Consider the following 14,523-nt stretch of genomic DNA (forward strand, 5'->3'; position numbering starts at 1 on the left):
GAGTCCGCGCGTGCCCCGGGCCCACCTGCGGTTGCGCCTGCTCGGCCCGTTCACCATAGAGGGCGAGCAGGCCGTGGTCGTGCCCGTCGGCAAGGCCAGGCGCGCGCTCGCCGTGCTGGCCGAGCGGCCCGGCGAGTTCGTCGCCGTCGGGGTGCTCGTCGAAGCCCTCTGGCACGAGTCGCCGCCGCAGCACGCCGACCGCAACGTCGCCGCCCTCGTCAGCAGGCTCCGCCGGACGTTGGGGCGCGACCGGATCGACGGCACCCCCGCGGGGTACCGCCTCGTCCCCGACGACCTCGGCACCGACCTGGCCGAGGCGATCGAGCACGTGGAGACGGCGGAACGCGAACTGGCGCACGGGCGGTTCGCCGTCGCACTCACCGCCGCCGAGCTCGCGACGACGACGCTCGACGCCGGCGAGGCCATGGCCGGCGAGCCCGCCGACGAGTGGGTCTCCGACGTCCGGCTGCGCGCCGCGCGCTACCTGCGCCGGGCCCGCATCGCCCGGAGCACCGCCGCGCTGGCGCTCGGCGCGCCGGACCTGGCCGTCGAGGTCGCGGGCGCGGCCCTGGCCACCGACCCGCTCGACGAGGAGGCCTGCCGCGTCGTGATGACGGGACGCTGGCGGGCCGGGGATCCCGGCGCGGCGCTCGCCGAGTACGCCCGGCTCGAGGCCGCCATGTCCGACCAGCTGGGGTGCGACCCGTCGCCCGCGACGCGCGCGTTGCGCGACACCGTCCACGCCGCGCGGCACCCGGCCGCCGCGGCGTCCGAGCCCGGCCCCGACCCCGTCGTCGGGCGCGACGGGGAGCTCGACGTCCTTCGCGCGCACTGGGACCGCGCGTGCACCGGGGAGCCGGGGCTCGTGGTCGTGTCCGGGGTGAGCGGGATCGGCCGCAGCGCGCTCGTGGACCGCTTCGCCGACGAACTCCGCCGCGACGGCGCCCTGGTCCTGCCCGTGACCTGCTTCGAGGCCGAGCGCTCGCTCTACCTCGAGCCGCTGGTGCAGGTCGTGCGCGCGGCGCTGCGCCGGGTCGACCCGGCCGACGTGCTCGCGCTGGCGGGCCCCCGCCTCGACACGCTCGCCCAGCTCGTCCCCGAGCTGGCCGACCTGATCGCCGAGGCCGACCGTGAGCAGGCCGGACCCGGCCCCGGGCCCGAGCTCGCCGACCCTGAACTGGCGCACGGGCGCGCGGTCGACGCCTTCGCCGGCTTCGTCGCCCGGCTCGCCACCCGGCGCCCGGTGCTGGTGACGGTCGAGGACGCCCACCACGCCGGCCGCTCCACGATCGCCGCGCTCGGCGTGGCCGTCCGCGAGTGGCGGACCATCCCGGGGGCGCGGGTGCTGCTCGTCGTCACCGAGCAGGGCGCGCACCCCGTGGCGGCCGAGCCGCTGCACGACGTTCCCGGTGAGCGGCTCGTGCTGGGCCCGCTCGACGTCGCCGCCGTCGCCGAGCTCGTCCGCCGCGCCGGGACCGGCCACGACCCGCGCAGGCTGCACGCCCGGACCGGGGGTTCGCCGCTGTTCGTCACCGAGCTGCTGCGACAGCCCGACACACCCGGGTCCCGGCCCGACGACGGCGCCGTCCCGGTGCCCCGTTCGTTGCGCGACATCGTGGCCGAGCGCATCGCGGGCGTCGACGAGGACGTCGCCGAGCTGCTCGGGCAGGCCGCGGTGCTGGGCGCGTCGTTCACGCCCGCCGACCTGGCCGCGCTCGCCGGGATCGACGAGCGCACGTGCACGACGCGGGCCGACGAGGCGGTGCGGCACGGCCTGCTGCGCCTGCGCCGCGACGCGCTGGCGTTCGTCAGCGACGTGGTCCGGCAGGTCGCCTACGAGTCGTCGCCGAGCCCGGTGCGGGTCAGCAGGCACCGGCGCGCGGCGCGGATGTTCGACGCCCGTCCCGAGACCGCCGCACGCCACTACGCGGCCGCCGGGGACTGGTCGTCGGCCGCCGACGCGTGGACCGCCGCGGCCGAGGTCGCGTCGCGCGCGTTCGCCAACAACGAGGCCGTCGAGCTGCTGTCCAAGGCCGTCGGCGCCGCGCGCAGTGCGGGCGACGTCGTCGTGCTGGTGCAGACGTTGCTGCGGCGCGGGCGCGCCTGCTCGCAGATCGGCCGGCACGACGACGCGGTCGCCGACCACGAGCAGGCACTCGAGCTCGCGCGCGGGATGGACGACTCGGAGCTGGAGGCCCGCGCGCTGGAGCAGCTGGGTTGGACGGCGCTCTACGCCCGCGACGCGATGGCCGCCGTCGACCTCGCCGAACAGGCCACCGAGCTCGCCGAGTCCGCCGCCGCCGCCCCCGGCGCCCTGCCCAGCGCCACTCTGCTCCTGGGCCGCGTCCGGCACTGGGACGGCGACTACGCCGGCGCCGGCACCGCCTACGAACAGGTGCTCGGCAGTGGACCCGACGACTCGACGCGCGGCATGGCCCTGGCCTACCAGGGCGCGCTGCTGCAACACATGGACCGCTTCACCGAGGCCAAGACCGTCCTCGCCCGCGCCGCCGCCCTCTGCCGCCGCACCGGCGAGTTCCGCCCCCTGCTCCAGACCCTCTTCTTCACCGCACTCGCCCGCGGCGACTCCGGCGACTTCGCCGGCGCCCTCCGCGCCCTCGACAACGCCCGCCGCCTCATCGACGCCGAGAAAGTCGGCTTCTACCGCGCCGGCATCGAAACCGCCACCAGCTGGCTCTGGCAAGAACTCGGCCAGGTCCACCGCGCCCGCGACCACGCCGAACACGCCGTCGAACTCGCCCGCCGCGGCGGCGGCGCACTCGAACTCGAACAAGAACTCCACGCCCTGCTCGCCCTCGCCGACTGCGACCTGCTCCTGGGCCACGACGACGCCGCCGCCGACCTCGTCACCGCCGCCGCCCCCACCCTCGACCGCTCCCTGCCCTTCAAACCCCGCGCCGTCATGCGCTACCTCGAAATGCGCTCCCGCTGGGAACCCGAACACGCCGAAGCCCTGCTCGTCGAAGCCCGCCTCTACGCCTCACCCAAGTACGAAGCCCTCGCCCTCGCCGCACTCGACCGCCCCGACGAGGCCGCCCGCGTCGCCGCGACCACCCGCTCCGACCTCGTCATCGGACAGCTCGGCACGCCGGCCCAACGGCGCGCGGCGACGGCGCGCGTCGCCGCCGCGCTCCCGACGGAGCTACGCGAGACGTTCGCGCGGGCGGGCCGGCTCACCACCGAGGGCGTACGCACGTCCTGAGGGATGCCGGCGCCGGGGGCCGGCCGCTCCGGGCAGGCGCGTCAGGACGCAGACGGACGGCTCGCGGCACGCGCCGCGGCGAGGTCGATCTCCATCAGCAGGTGGGGCAGCCCGAGGTAGACCTCCGGCTCCCCGACCTGGGTCCAGCCCAGGCGTCGGAAGAAGGTGCGGTTGGCCGGCTGCACGTGCGCGATCATCCGGCTGCCGCCACGGGCCGCGGCCGTCGCGACGGCCGCGCGGACGAGCGGGAGGCCCAGCAGCATGCTGCGGAACGGGGGGAGCACAGCCAGCCGGTCGCCCTGCCAGTCGCCGCCGGGCTCGCCGGGATCGATCGGGAACAGCCGGACGGTGCCTGCGGGCTCGCCGTCGGCGTAGCCGAGGATGCGCATCGTGGAGGCGTCCTCGTCGCGGACGTCGTTGTCGGAGCGGGCGAAGACCGCCTGTTCGAGCACGAAGACCGACCGCCGGATGGCGTGGTGATAGGCGAGGTCGGCGTCGTCGGTGGCGAGCTTGCACTCCAGCCGGGGCCGCGGTTCGGTCCGCCAGGGCCTCGCGACGGTGATCGGGTCGGTGGTGGTCATCGTGCTCCTGTCCGCGTCGCTGTCGCCACTGGTGTCGCCGCCGGCCTCGGTGCCCGGCCCCCGTGCAGGGCCTCGACGTCGCACCGGCAGAGCCGGAACTCGTCGAGCCACTCCGCACGGTCACAGAACCTGCGCGCCAACGGGTTTCCGAGGTGCGGGCGCACCTGGAGCTCGTAGGGTCCGTCGGCCGCGCCCGGGTCGGCCGTGGCGGTGAGGACCGTCCGGGACGCCACGTGCACCGTGACCACCCGGCCTTCGGTGACCCGGCCCGGGTCCTCGGGACCGGCGAGCACGACCCACGTCGCGCCCGTCTCGAGTCCGCGGGCGACGAGCTGTTCGACCCGGCGCTCGTCCTGCCTGGCGGCGATCTCCCGGAGCCGGGCACCGCAGGCGACGCCCGCGAGCAGCTCGGCGGGGACGTCGACGGGCGGGAGGGCGAGCGCCGCGACGAGTGCGTCGGCGTCGGACGCCGCGGCCAGCAGGGCCGCGGGATCGTCGCCCCGGTTCCGCAGGACGACGAGGAGCCGCCCGATCACCTCGATCGCCCGCGCGGCGGCGGCCGGTTCGGTGATCAGGACGGGAAGAAGCCGCTCCTCGGCATCGCGCCATTGCGTCCGGGCGACGTCCAGTGCCGGGTGGATGTCCACGGGAGGCCGTTCTGGTCCGCTCCAGGAGCTGCGAGGAGCGACTCGCCGCGGAGGCGGGACCGGACGTGCCGGTCCCGCCTCCGCGGTCGAGCGGTGTAACCGTGTGTCAGAGCGTCCAGGTCTGCATGACCAGCGCGCCCTCACGGCGGGCGGTCAGCGTGCAGTCCAGGATGTCCAGCGGGTGGATCGGCTGCACGCCCTCGATCAGGTCGGTCTCGCGCATGCCGTACAGCGCGGCCATGGCGAAGCGGCAGGCCAGGACCTTGCCGCCCTCCTTCATGAAGGTCTGCAGCTGGTTGTTGTAGGCGAGGTGGCCGGGGAAGGCCTCCGAGCCGACGGTCGGGAAACCACGGGTCGCCGACGCCATGAGCACGCCGGGGCCGTACAGCACGAGGCTGGTGTCGAAGCCCTTACGGTTGATGCGGGTACAGGTCAGCATGTTGACCAGACCGACCGAGCCCTCGTAGGGCACGGTGTGCATGAAGATGTAGGCCTTCTCACCGGCTTCGGCCTGGATGTCGTCGAACAGCTTCTGGTCGTAGTCGACAATCGCGTCGCCCGCCTGAGCCCGCTCACCGACGATCTGAGCCACAGTGCACTCCTTCTGTTTGGATGGCTGGTGCTTCGAGGGTCAGACCGCCGGCCCCTGCAGGGCAGGCGGTTCGGCCCACGTCTTCCGGTGGCTGCCCGGCATCGCGCGCATCACCGTGCTCCGGACCGGCCACGGCAGGGCGCCGTAGACCGGGGCGAAGATCTTCAACCAGAAGATCTCCTTGGCGCCCCGCGGAGGCCGCGGAGCGGGCGTGCCCAGCTTGACCGAGAGCTTCCGCTGGGCGTCGACCAGCAGGTAGTGCTCGGCGTTGTGACGCAGCCACCCGAAGAAGCCGCCCGCCACGGTCAGGCCTTCTTCGCCGCGACGAGGCCGTTGTTGGCCGCGACCACGATCGGCTCGGTGAGCGCGCCGATCGCCGGGGCGAAGACGTTCTCCATCGTCGCCAGGTCCTCGAGGGTCATCCCGAAACGGATGGCCTGCGCGAGGAAGTCGGCGCGCTCCTTGATGCCGTCGCCGCCACCGACCATCTGGGCACCGATGACCTTGTGCGACTTCGGGTCGGCCAAGATCTTGAGCTTGACCTTCTTGACGCCCGAGTAGTACCGGGACCGCGAGATCCCCTCGGCGACCCCTACGACGTACGGGATGCCGATGGCCGTCGCGGTGGCCTCGCCGAACGACGCACCACCGATGACCCACTTGCCGGCGGGCGTGCCCCACGGCACGAACACCGTCTTGTAGGTCTTGTCGCCACCGCCCGCGTTCTGACCCGCCGCCTTGCCCTGCGCGTACGCGTGCGAACCGGTGAGGCCCTGCAGCGGCGTGCCCGCGAGGCCGTGCGGGATCTCGCAGGCGTCGCCCGCGGCCCACACGTCGGGGGCCGAGGTCTTCATGTGCTCGTCGACGACGATGCCGCCCGTCGACCCCAGCTTGATCCCCGCCGCGGCGGCGAGGGCGTTGTTCGGGGTCTTGTGCGTGGCGACGACCGCCAGGTCGACCGGGATCTCCCCCGACGACGTCCGCACCGCGCGGACCTTGCCGTCGGCGTCGCCGAGGAACGCCTCGAGCGTCGTGTTGAAGTGCAGGTGGACGCCCAGCTCGCGCCAGGACTCCTCCACCGGCGCCATGATGTCCGGGTCGGCCATCGCGGCGAGCGCGTACGGGTTCGGGTCGATCAGGTGGGTCTCGATCCCGCGGTGTGCCAGCGCGGTGACCATCTCCAGGCCGAGCGGGGAGGCCTCGACGACCACGGCGCGCTTGGAGTTGGCGATGACCTTGTCCCACTCCGCGGCGGCCCGGATGTTCTTGACGTAGTACAGGCCGCCGAGGTCGGTGCCGGGCACGCCCGGGTCGGCGTAGGCGAAGCCGGTGCCGATGACGAGGCTGTCGTAGGAGACCTCGCCCTCGCCCTTGACGGTGACCGTCTTGCGTGCGGTGTCGATCGCGGTCACGGTGGTCTCGTAGTGCACGTCGATGCCCGCGTCCACGTAGGCCTGCTTGCCCGCCAGGATCAGCCGGTCGAAGCTGTCGATCTCGCCGCCGTGGACGTAGGGGATGCCGCACGGGCTGTAGGCGATGTCCTCGAACTGGGTGTAGAGGACCACCTCGGCCGAGGGGTCGACGGCCTTGACGCCGCCCGCGGCGCCGGTCCCGCCGGGACCACCACCGATGATCACTGTCTTCCGCGGCACGTCGCCCGCCTTCCTCCGTGTGCGCTGAGGATCGCACGGTCGTTCACTATGCGATTCAGGATTTTTACCATACTCAACGCCTGAACAGTGTCAACGCCCCCCGCCAGTGGCAACACAGCCGTAACCGCGGCCGCCCGGGCCCGCTGCGGGCCCGCGACGTGCGTCGACACCTCCGGTGGAGCGTCGACCCATGGTGCCGCATCGCCGCGGCCGGCGTCCGTGCGGCCACCTCCGACCGTGGTCGCGCGTACCCGGAGCGTGTCAGGCGAGCTCGGCCTCCAGGTGCTCGCGACGGGTGACGGCGGCAGTGTCGGACCGCAGTCCCAGCCGCAGCGTCTCGACCGAGAGCACGTCGGCGAGCGCGACGTTGCCCAGGTTGACGTCCGGGCCGAAGCGCCGGACGAACCACGCCTGCTGGGCGGCCCGCGGCGCCTCGAAGATCACCCGCTCCACCCCGGTCGCGGCGACGACGGCCTCGACGACGTCGGGCCGGACGCGGCCCGACTCGTCGAACGTCCCGACGGTGCCGCTCTGCCTGCCCTCGGTGACGACGAGCCGGGCACCGGCGTCGAGGTCGGACAGGCACTCCGACGGCCAGTGCCGAGCCGCGTTGCGCTCACCCGGCGACTTGGCGCCGACCTCGGCGAGCACGGTGAAGTCGCGGGCCGCGCGCCGGATCAGCGCCCGCTTCTCCGGCAGCGACATCGCGACGGTGCCGCGGGAGACCTCGATGTAGCGGAAGCCGACCTCGCCCGCCCACTCCAGGCAGGCCTCGGCGGCGCCCTGGGCCCAGGCGATCTCGAGCATCGTTCCGCCGAGGCAGGCGGCGACGTCGTGCGCGTCGAGCAGTGCCAGCTTGGGGCCGAGCGCGGAGTCGACGTACGCCGTGCCCCAGCCGACCTTCCAGATGTCGATGTGCCCTGCCGCCGACGCCAGCAGGTCGGCCGTGGCCGCCGTGCCGGCCCCCTGGTCGATGACGTGGGTGACCCCGACCGAGCGCGGCTTGACCGAGCGCGGCGGGAGCCCGAGGAACGCGGGAAGTGTCACCCCTCGACTCTAAGCTCCGATAGTGAATCCCATCCACTATCGGAAACCGTGTCGACCCTCTCACGTAACATCCGGCCGGACCCCGTCAGTGGTGCGCGGCCCGTTCGACGGTCACCTGCAGGGCCTCGATCAGCGCCTTCGCCGAGTCGAGGCTCAGCTCGACGGCCACCCTGGCGCCCGGCCCGCGCTCCGGGTTCAGGAAGTCGATGTTCACGGTGTGGTCGTCAGGGGCGTGGACGGGGTGGTCGTAGTAGACCGTCGCCGTCCGCAGCGGGAACCAGCCGTCGGCGCCCTTGCCGCTGCTGCGTTCGACGTCGAGCTTCTCGGTGCTGTAGGTGCACACGGGTCTCAGGCCTCCCCGCCGAGCTTCGCGGCGAAGAACGCGAAGATCTTCTGCCAGCCGTCCACGGCCGACATCGGCCGGTACGCCGGCCGGTCGACCGAGAAGAAGGAGTGGCCGGTGTCGTCGTAGCGGTGGAACTCGTACTCCTTGCCCGCCTCCTGCAGGAGCTTCTCCAGCTCGTCGACCTCCGCGGGCGACGGGTGCGCGTCGTCGTTGCCGAACATGCCGAGCACCGGCGCCCGCAGCTCGCCGACCCGGTCGCCCAGCGGCCGGACCCGCAGCGGGAACCCCTCGGGCGGCTCGCCGACGACGAACGCGCCGTAGCAGTCGACGGCGCCCTGGATGTCGAGCTCCAGCGCCGTCAGGAAGGCCTGCCGCCCGCCCGAGCAGAAGCCGATCGTGCCGACCCTGCCGTTCGAGTTGGGCAGGCTGCGCAGCCAGCCGGCCGCGCCGGCGACGTCGCCCACCAGCCGGTCGTCGGGGACCCCGCCGTTCGCGCGGGCCGTGGCGGCGGCGTCGTCCGGTGCCGCGCCGGGCGCCTCGCGGTGGTACAGGTTGGGGCAGACGGCGTTGTAGCCCTCGACGGCGAAGCGCCGGACCGTCTCCTTGGACTCGCGGTCGTAGCCGGGCATGTGGTGGATGACCACCACGCCGCCGCGGGCGGCGCCGTCGAACGGGCGGGCGCTGTAGGCCCCGATCACGTCGCCGTTCGCGCCCTGGATGCCGATCGTCTCGGCGATCACCGCGTCGTAGGCCACGGGCTTCCTCCCTCGTTGTCACGTTCGGGCGGATTTGCCTGCGCCCCTTGACCTCTCATGCTTACCCCCGCGGCGCCCCGCGGTCGCGCCCGGGCATCGGCTCGGGGTGGTCGGGCAGCGCGACGGTGGGGCCCGGCGTCGCGCGATGGCCCAGGAACACCGGCCGATTGGCGTGTCCGAACAGGAGCGGCAGCAGCTCGGCCGCCCGTACCGCGCCGTACCAGCCGGCGTGGGCGTGGCTCTCGCCGAACGCGGTGACGGCGTCGGGGCGCACGGTCGGGCCCGCGACGAGCAGCGGGGTCGGGTCGGCGGTGTGCAGGACGCCGCCCGTCGACGGGGTGGCATGGTCGCCGGTGACGCAGACGACCGCGCGGTCCGCCAGCTCGTGCAGCGCCGCGAGCCCCGCGTCCGCGGCCTCGATCACGTCGCGCTTGGCGAGCGGCTGCTTGGTGTGGCCTGCCTCGTCGGTCGCCTTGGTGTGCACGTGGACGAAGCGCGCGCCGCCCGCGACCAGGTCGCCCGCCGCGTGCAGCCGCGCCGCGAGGTCGGCGCCGACGTCGGGCACCGGCGGGATGTGCAGGCCGGTCATCCCGAGCAGCGCCGCCAGCCCGCGGTAGAGCCGGGTGCTGGTGACCATGCCTCCCGCGACCCCTACGGCCGTGGTGAACGACGGGATGGGGTCACGGGAACCGGACCACTTCGTCGTCAGGACGTCGAGCGGGGGCAGGCCGCGCTCGCGCCGCGCCGCGTTCACCGGGTGGGCGTGCAGGACGTCCCTGGCGTCGAGGAGCAGCGACGTGAGCGCCTCGGCCGCGGGCCCGGCCGACGGTCGCGTCGGGAGCGGACGCAGCCACGGATGGCGGTCCTCGAAGAACGCGTCGGAGTCGGTGACGGCGCCGTCGACGTGCCCGTCGAGCAGCAGCAACGCCTCCCCGCGGCCGCCGAGCGGCTGCAGCGTGGCGCCGTGCCGGGCGAGCACCGGCCCGAGCCCGGCGAGCAGGGCCGCGGCGTCGTCGCCGTCCGCGCGGGCGGTCCGGCCCGTCAGCCACACGAGCCCGCGGTCGGCGCGCGACGTGCGCAGCGCCGCGTGGGTGGCCGCCACCCCGTAGGGGACGTCGATCCCCGCACCCAGGGCCTCGACCACCGCGCGCCCCGGGAACGGCACGTCGACGAACCCGAACATCGCCCAGTGCGCCAGCTCCGACGCCGGCGCGAGCCCCCAACCGAACGGGAGGTGCCAGCCGGACGCGCCACGCCGGGCCAGCTCGTCGAGCACCGGGGTGTGCGCGGCCTCGGCCGGGGTGCGGCCACCGAGCTCGGGGACCGGCCGATCGCCCAGCCCGTCCAGGACGACGAGCACGACCGGCATGCGGTCGTCGTCGAGCCTGGGTTGTCCCTCCCCGTACCCCGGTGGCCTCATCGCGGCCCGCCCGCCGGCCGCAGCCGGTCCAGGGCCCGCAGGAGCGGCACCGTCGCCGGCGGGACCAGCCCGGCCCAGTCCCCGCCGGAGGCGAGCAGGGCGCGGACGTCGGCGGCGTGCCGCTTCGTCGCAGCGTCGCCGTCGAGCACCGTCACCTCGTATCCCGCGGCCGCGAGCCGGCCGGCCTTGTCCCGCTCCCACTCCGAGAAGACGCGGACGTACTGGTGGCCGTGCCGCGGGACGTACTGCGTCCACACCTCGGGGCGGGTGAGGTCGAAGGGCACGATCGTCGTCCGGTCACCGAGCCCGGCGGCGTCGAGGGCGACCGTGAGCAGCCGGACCCGCTCGAAGTAGCTGAACGGGTTGGCCTCCGGCCGGTGCCGGTGCTCCGACGTCGGCTCGGCCCGGCGGGCACCGCTGTCGGGGTTCGTGACCGCGACGACGAGATGCTCGCACTCCGCCGCGACCAGCTCGAACAGCTCGAGGTGCTGGTCGTGGACGGGCTGGAACCGGCCGGTGACACAGCCGAGCGGTCTCACGGGCGCAGCAGCCCGCGGGCGATCGCGTTGCGTTGGATCTCCACGGTGCCGGCCGGGATCCGCAGGTTGCGCGCGACACGGAAGAGCTTCTCCTCGGCCGACCCGAGCAACAGGCCGGTGCCGCCGTGTACCTGCACGGCCCGGTCGGCGACGCGGAAGAACGCCTCGTCGTTGACGACCTTGATGAGGCTGACCAGCCGCGGGACGTCGCGGTGCGCGGGGATGTCGAAGGGGCCGAGCTCGTCGAGCTCCACCTGCCCGACGAGCGAGGCCGACCGCGCGGCGAACACGTCGGCGTCCATGTCGGCGAGCAGGTGCTGGACCGCCTGCAGCTCGCCGATGGGACGCCCGCCGGACTCACGCGTGCGGGCCCGTTCGGTCGCCCGCTCCAGCAGCCAGGTCCCCCAGCCCGCGCACATGCCGCCGCGGCACATGCGTCGCCAGTTGATCCAGGTCATCGCGAGGGCGAAACCGTCGCCGACCTCGCCGACGACGTTCTCCGCGGGGACCCGGACGCCGTCGAGGTGCAGCTCGCCGGTGAGGCCGTCGTTGAGCATCGTCGGGATGTCGCGGCCGCGGTGGAAGCCCGGGGCGTCCGCGTCGACGAGGAACATCGACAGCGACCGGGTGCCCGCTCCCGCCTCGGTGACCGCCACGACCTGCACGAAGTCCGCGAAATGGGCGTTGGTGATCCAGGCCTTGGTGCCGTCGAGGATCCAGTCGGAGCCGTCGCGGCGGGCCCTGGTGCCCATGGCGAGGACGTCGGTGCCGACCTCGCGCTCGGTGTTGGCGAACGCGGTCGTCACCTCGCCCGCCATGAGCGGGTCGAGGTAGCGGCCGCGGGCGACGTCGGACACGTGGGTGAGGGCGGGGTTCGCGCCCTCGGTCCAGGCGAGCGCGGCGAGCCCGAGCCCCAGCCCGGACGCGTGGTAGACGTACTCCTCGACGTGCTGCATCTCGACGCGGCCGAACCCACCCCCGCCCAGCTCGGCGGGGATGTGCGGGTTGTAGAGCCCGGCCTTCGCCGAGCGGCGCTGCACCTCGCGGCGGGCCTCCCAGACCAGCGGGTGCATGCGGCCCTTGTCGTCGAGCCTCGGGTTCCACGGCGTTCCGGCGTCCGCCGAGTGCAGCTCCTGCTCCAGAGGCGCGACCTCGGCGTCGAGGAACGTCCGGAACCGCGAGGTGTAGTCGAGGACGCGGTCGGACGGGGAGATGTCGCGGATGGCGTTCGTCGGCACGCCTCGCATCGTCGACCGACCGGACGGGCGCGGCAAGGCGGGGTGGTGTTCGCCTCCACCGTGCGAGGGACGCGGGCGCCCAACGGTTTTCGTCGCGGTGATCGCGGTGTCCGCCGGGAACGGACCGGAACGGAACGGACGACGCAAGGAGCACACATGTCGGGCAACAGGCCGTCGCGTACGTGGGACCGGGCAAGGTCGAGGTCCACGACATCGCGGCCACGGCGCGGGCTCGGCCTCCGAAGCCCCGGCGACGGTGCTGAACTCGCTCATGGAGATCACCGCGGCCGGTGGTGCGCTCGGCATCCCGGGTCTCTACGTGACCGGCGATCCCGGCGGCATCGACGAGGCGGCCGAGGTCGGGTCGCTCCCGCTGTCGCTGCGCACGGGCTGGGCGAAGTCGCTGTCGTTCACCACCGGCCAGTGCCCCGTCATGCGCTACAACCTCGGCCTGATGAAGGCGATCCTGCACGACCGTGTGCAGATCGCGAAGGCGGTGAACGCCACCGTGATCTCGCTCGCGCGCCCCGCGGCTACCAGGAGTTCGACAAGGGCGCGGCGCGCAAGTACGTCATCGACCCGCACGGCACGCTGGCGGCCTGACCGCCCTCCGAGACGCCCGGACCGTGGGCACACCGGCCACGGTCCGGGTCCGGGTCACACCGCGATGAGCTCGAACGTCGTCGCGAACCGGGCGCCGGGCAGGTGCTCGGCGGCGGCGGCCGCGTGCCCGCGCAGGAACGAGCCCGGGTCGGCCATCTCGCCGTCGAGCGCCGCCAGGTACGCGCGGTGCGCGGTCAGCGAGGCGATCCCGCGGTCGAGATGGTCGTCGACGGCCACGCCGTGGCCGCTCAGGGGCGACCCGGCGACCGCCACCCAGCGCACCCCGCTCCAGGGCTCGCCCAGCTCCGGGAAGAGCCAGCGGTTGGCGGCGTCGCGCACCGCGTCGACGCAGGCGCGGCCGACCGCGATGTGGTCGGCCATGTTGCGACCGCCCCCGCCGAACCACGTCTCGTGGAAGTTCCCCGTGACGACGAGCTCCGGGCGGTGCCGGCGGATCGCGGCCGCGATGTCGCGGCGCAGCGGGATGCCGTACTCGATGAGGCCGTCGGGGTGGCCGTCGAGGAACTCCACGACGGAGACGCCGACCTCGGCCGCCGCGGCCCGCTGCTCCGCCTCGCGCAGCGGCCCGCACTCGGCCGGCGGCAGGGTGTCGATCCCCGCCTCGCCACGGCAGGCGAGCAGGTAGGCGACGTCGCGGCCCTCGTCGGTCCACCGGGCGATCGCCGACGACGCGCCGTACTCCAGGTCGTCGGGATGGGCGACGACGGCCAGCCCGCGGGTCCAGTCCCCGGGCATCGGCTCCAGCGACGGCGCGGTCATGCGACACGCAGCCGGTGGTCGGCGAGGTCGTCGTCCCATTCCATCGCGACGAGCCCGCGGGCCCTGGCCGCCTTGGCGAACGACAGGAAGCTGTTGAAGCCGTGGCGCTTCTCGCTGAAGTCCGGCACCCGCTTGCGCATCTGATCCTTCAGCCCGCTCAGCTGCACCCCGCCCGGGCCTGCGAGCTCGCGCACGACGTCGACGAGCAGGGCGAACGCATCGTCGTCGGCGGAGCCGTCCTCCGGAAAGGTCACCTCGGGGTCGCCCTGCGCGCTGCCCTCGCGCAGCTCGACCACCCGCTCGCCCTGCAGGTGGCGCAGCAGCTCGCCGAAGCCCCGGAACCCGTGGTCGCCCTCGTCGAACGTCGGGTCCTTGCGCAGGATCGCGCGCTTGAGGCGCGAGGCGAGCACCGGGCCGTCGGTGTGGCGCTGCAGACCGGCGAGCGTGCTCGCGACCAGCCTGCCGACGTCGCCGTCGGCGGTGCTGCCCACGGGCTCGTCGGGGGCCGGGTCCGGCGGGTCCGGCTCGGTCACGACGACGACCGGGTCGGGCGCGGGCGTCGTCGGGGCGGGCTCGTGCCGGTCGGCCGGTCGACGGGGGCGGCGGACCGGGGGGCGCGCGTCGACGCCGGGGAGGCGGTCGTAGAACAGGAACTCGTCGCAGGCGGGCGGGAGCAGCGCCGACGTCGACGACTGGACGCCGATCCCGATCACCCGCTTGTCCATCTCGCGCAGCTTGTGCACCAGTGGGGTGAAGTCCGAGTCGCCGGTGCCGATGGCGAACGTGGTGACGAAACCGCGCTCGTAGGCCAGCTCGATGGCGTCGACGGCGAGCTTGATGTCGGCGGCGTTCTTGCGGGATCCTCCGAGCCGCTGCGGGATCTCGATCAGCTCGACCTGCGCCCGGGCAAGCAACCGCCGGTCGTCGTCGAAGTACGACCAGTCGGCGTAGGCCCGGCGGGCGACGACCCGGCCGCGTTCGGCCAGCGCGTCGGCGATCGGCCCGAAGTCGAAGGGACTGACCCCGAGTCCCTCCCGGGCGCCGATCGCGAGGTTCTCGTAGTCGAGGAACAGGGCGATGCGTTCGTCGTCGCTGATCAT

Annotated in this window: 14 protein-coding genes; 1 reads left to right on the forward strand and 13 read right to left on the reverse strand. The window is 74.0% G+C overall.

Annotation, left to right across the window (positions count from 1 at the left end):
* Positions 1-10 precede the first annotated feature (10 nt).
* Positions 11-3,223: an ATP-binding protein gene (locus PSED_RS31510; protein ID WP_013678269.1), complete on the forward strand. Its 3,213-nt coding sequence runs from the start codon at positions 11-13 to the stop codon at positions 3,221-3,223.
* Positions 3,224-3,264: 41 nt separating this feature from the next.
* Here PSED_RS31510 and PSED_RS31515 read toward each other — a convergent pair whose 3' ends face one another.
* The 13 genes from PSED_RS31515 to PSED_RS31575 all read right to left on the reverse strand — a co-directional run bounded on the left by PSED_RS31515 (position 3,265) and on the right by PSED_RS31575 (position 14,523).
* Positions 3,265-3,804, reverse strand: coding sequence for an MSMEG_0567/Sll0786 family nitrogen starvation N-acetyltransferase (locus PSED_RS31515; protein ID WP_013678270.1), 540 nt, complete (start codon positions 3,802-3,804; stop codon positions 3,265-3,267).
* Positions 3,801-4,451: a hypothetical protein gene (locus PSED_RS31520; protein WP_013678271.1), complete on the reverse strand. Its 651-nt coding sequence runs from the start codon at positions 4,449-4,451 to the stop codon at positions 3,801-3,803. Before PSED_RS31520 ends, PSED_RS31515 begins: the two co-directional genes overlap by 4 nt.
* A 106-nt stretch (positions 4,452-4,557) precedes the next feature.
* Positions 4,558-5,043 carry an MSMEG_0572/Sll0783 family nitrogen starvation response protein gene (locus PSED_RS31525; RefSeq protein WP_013678272.1) on the reverse strand — a complete coding sequence of 162 codons (486 nt, stop codon included), beginning with the start codon at positions 5,041-5,043 and terminating at the stop codon, positions 4,558-4,560.
* A 39-nt stretch (positions 5,044-5,082) separates the two neighbouring features.
* Positions 5,083-5,346, reverse strand: a complete 264-nt coding sequence (locus PSED_RS31530; RefSeq protein ID WP_013678273.1) for a hypothetical protein — start codon at positions 5,344-5,346, stop codon at positions 5,083-5,085.
* Positions 5,347-5,348: 2 nt separating this feature from the next.
* On the reverse strand, positions 5,349-6,695 hold the full coding sequence (locus PSED_RS31535; protein WP_013678274.1) for an FAD-dependent oxidoreductase: 1,347 nt from the start codon (positions 6,693-6,695) through the stop codon (positions 5,349-5,351).
* A gap of 261 nt (positions 6,696-6,956) precedes the next feature.
* Positions 6,957-7,742, reverse strand: a complete 786-nt coding sequence (locus PSED_RS31540) for a phosphosulfolactate synthase (RefSeq protein WP_013678275.1) — start codon at positions 7,740-7,742, stop codon at positions 6,957-6,959.
* A gap of 85 nt (positions 7,743-7,827) precedes the next feature.
* Positions 7,828-8,085: a DUF6295 family protein gene (locus tag PSED_RS31545; protein WP_013678276.1), complete on the reverse strand. Its 258-nt coding sequence runs from the start codon at positions 8,083-8,085 to the stop codon at positions 7,828-7,830.
* Between the two features lie 5 nt (positions 8,086-8,090).
* Positions 8,091-8,843 (reverse strand): dienelactone hydrolase family protein, encoded by a 753-nt coding sequence (locus PSED_RS31550; protein WP_013678277.1) that lies wholly within the window; start codon positions 8,841-8,843, stop codon positions 8,091-8,093.
* A 61-nt stretch (positions 8,844-8,904) separates the two neighbouring features.
* Entirely contained in the window at positions 8,905-10,212 is a 1,308-nt protein-coding gene (locus PSED_RS31555; RefSeq protein WP_233899218.1) for a BPG-independent phosphoglycerate mutase family protein, read from the reverse strand.
* A gap of 47 nt (positions 10,213-10,259) precedes the next feature.
* On the reverse strand, positions 10,260-10,802 hold the full coding sequence (locus PSED_RS31560; protein WP_013678279.1) for an adenylyltransferase/cytidyltransferase family protein: 543 nt from the start codon (positions 10,800-10,802) through the stop codon (positions 10,260-10,262).
* Positions 10,799-12,049 carry an acyl-CoA dehydrogenase family protein gene (locus PSED_RS31565; protein WP_013678280.1) on the reverse strand — a complete coding sequence of 417 codons (1,251 nt, stop codon included), beginning with the start codon at positions 12,047-12,049 and terminating at the stop codon, positions 10,799-10,801. Before PSED_RS31565 ends, PSED_RS31560 begins: the two co-directional genes overlap by 4 nt.
* 648 nt (positions 12,050-12,697) lie before the next feature.
* Positions 12,698-13,423, reverse strand: a complete 726-nt coding sequence (locus PSED_RS31570; protein ID WP_013678281.1) for a PIG-L deacetylase family protein — start codon at positions 13,421-13,423, stop codon at positions 12,698-12,700.
* Positions 13,420-14,523, reverse strand: a complete 1,104-nt coding sequence (locus PSED_RS31575) for a PIN domain-containing protein (RefSeq protein WP_013678282.1) — start codon at positions 14,521-14,523, stop codon at positions 13,420-13,422. The genes PSED_RS31570 and PSED_RS31575 overlap by 4 nt, the downstream gene beginning before the upstream one ends.

Source organism: Pseudonocardia benzenivorans CB1190 (assembly GCF_000196675.2).
In the GTDB taxonomy this organism is placed as follows: domain Bacteria; phylum Actinomycetota; class Actinomycetes; order Mycobacteriales; family Pseudonocardiaceae; genus Pseudonocardia; species Pseudonocardia benzenivorans.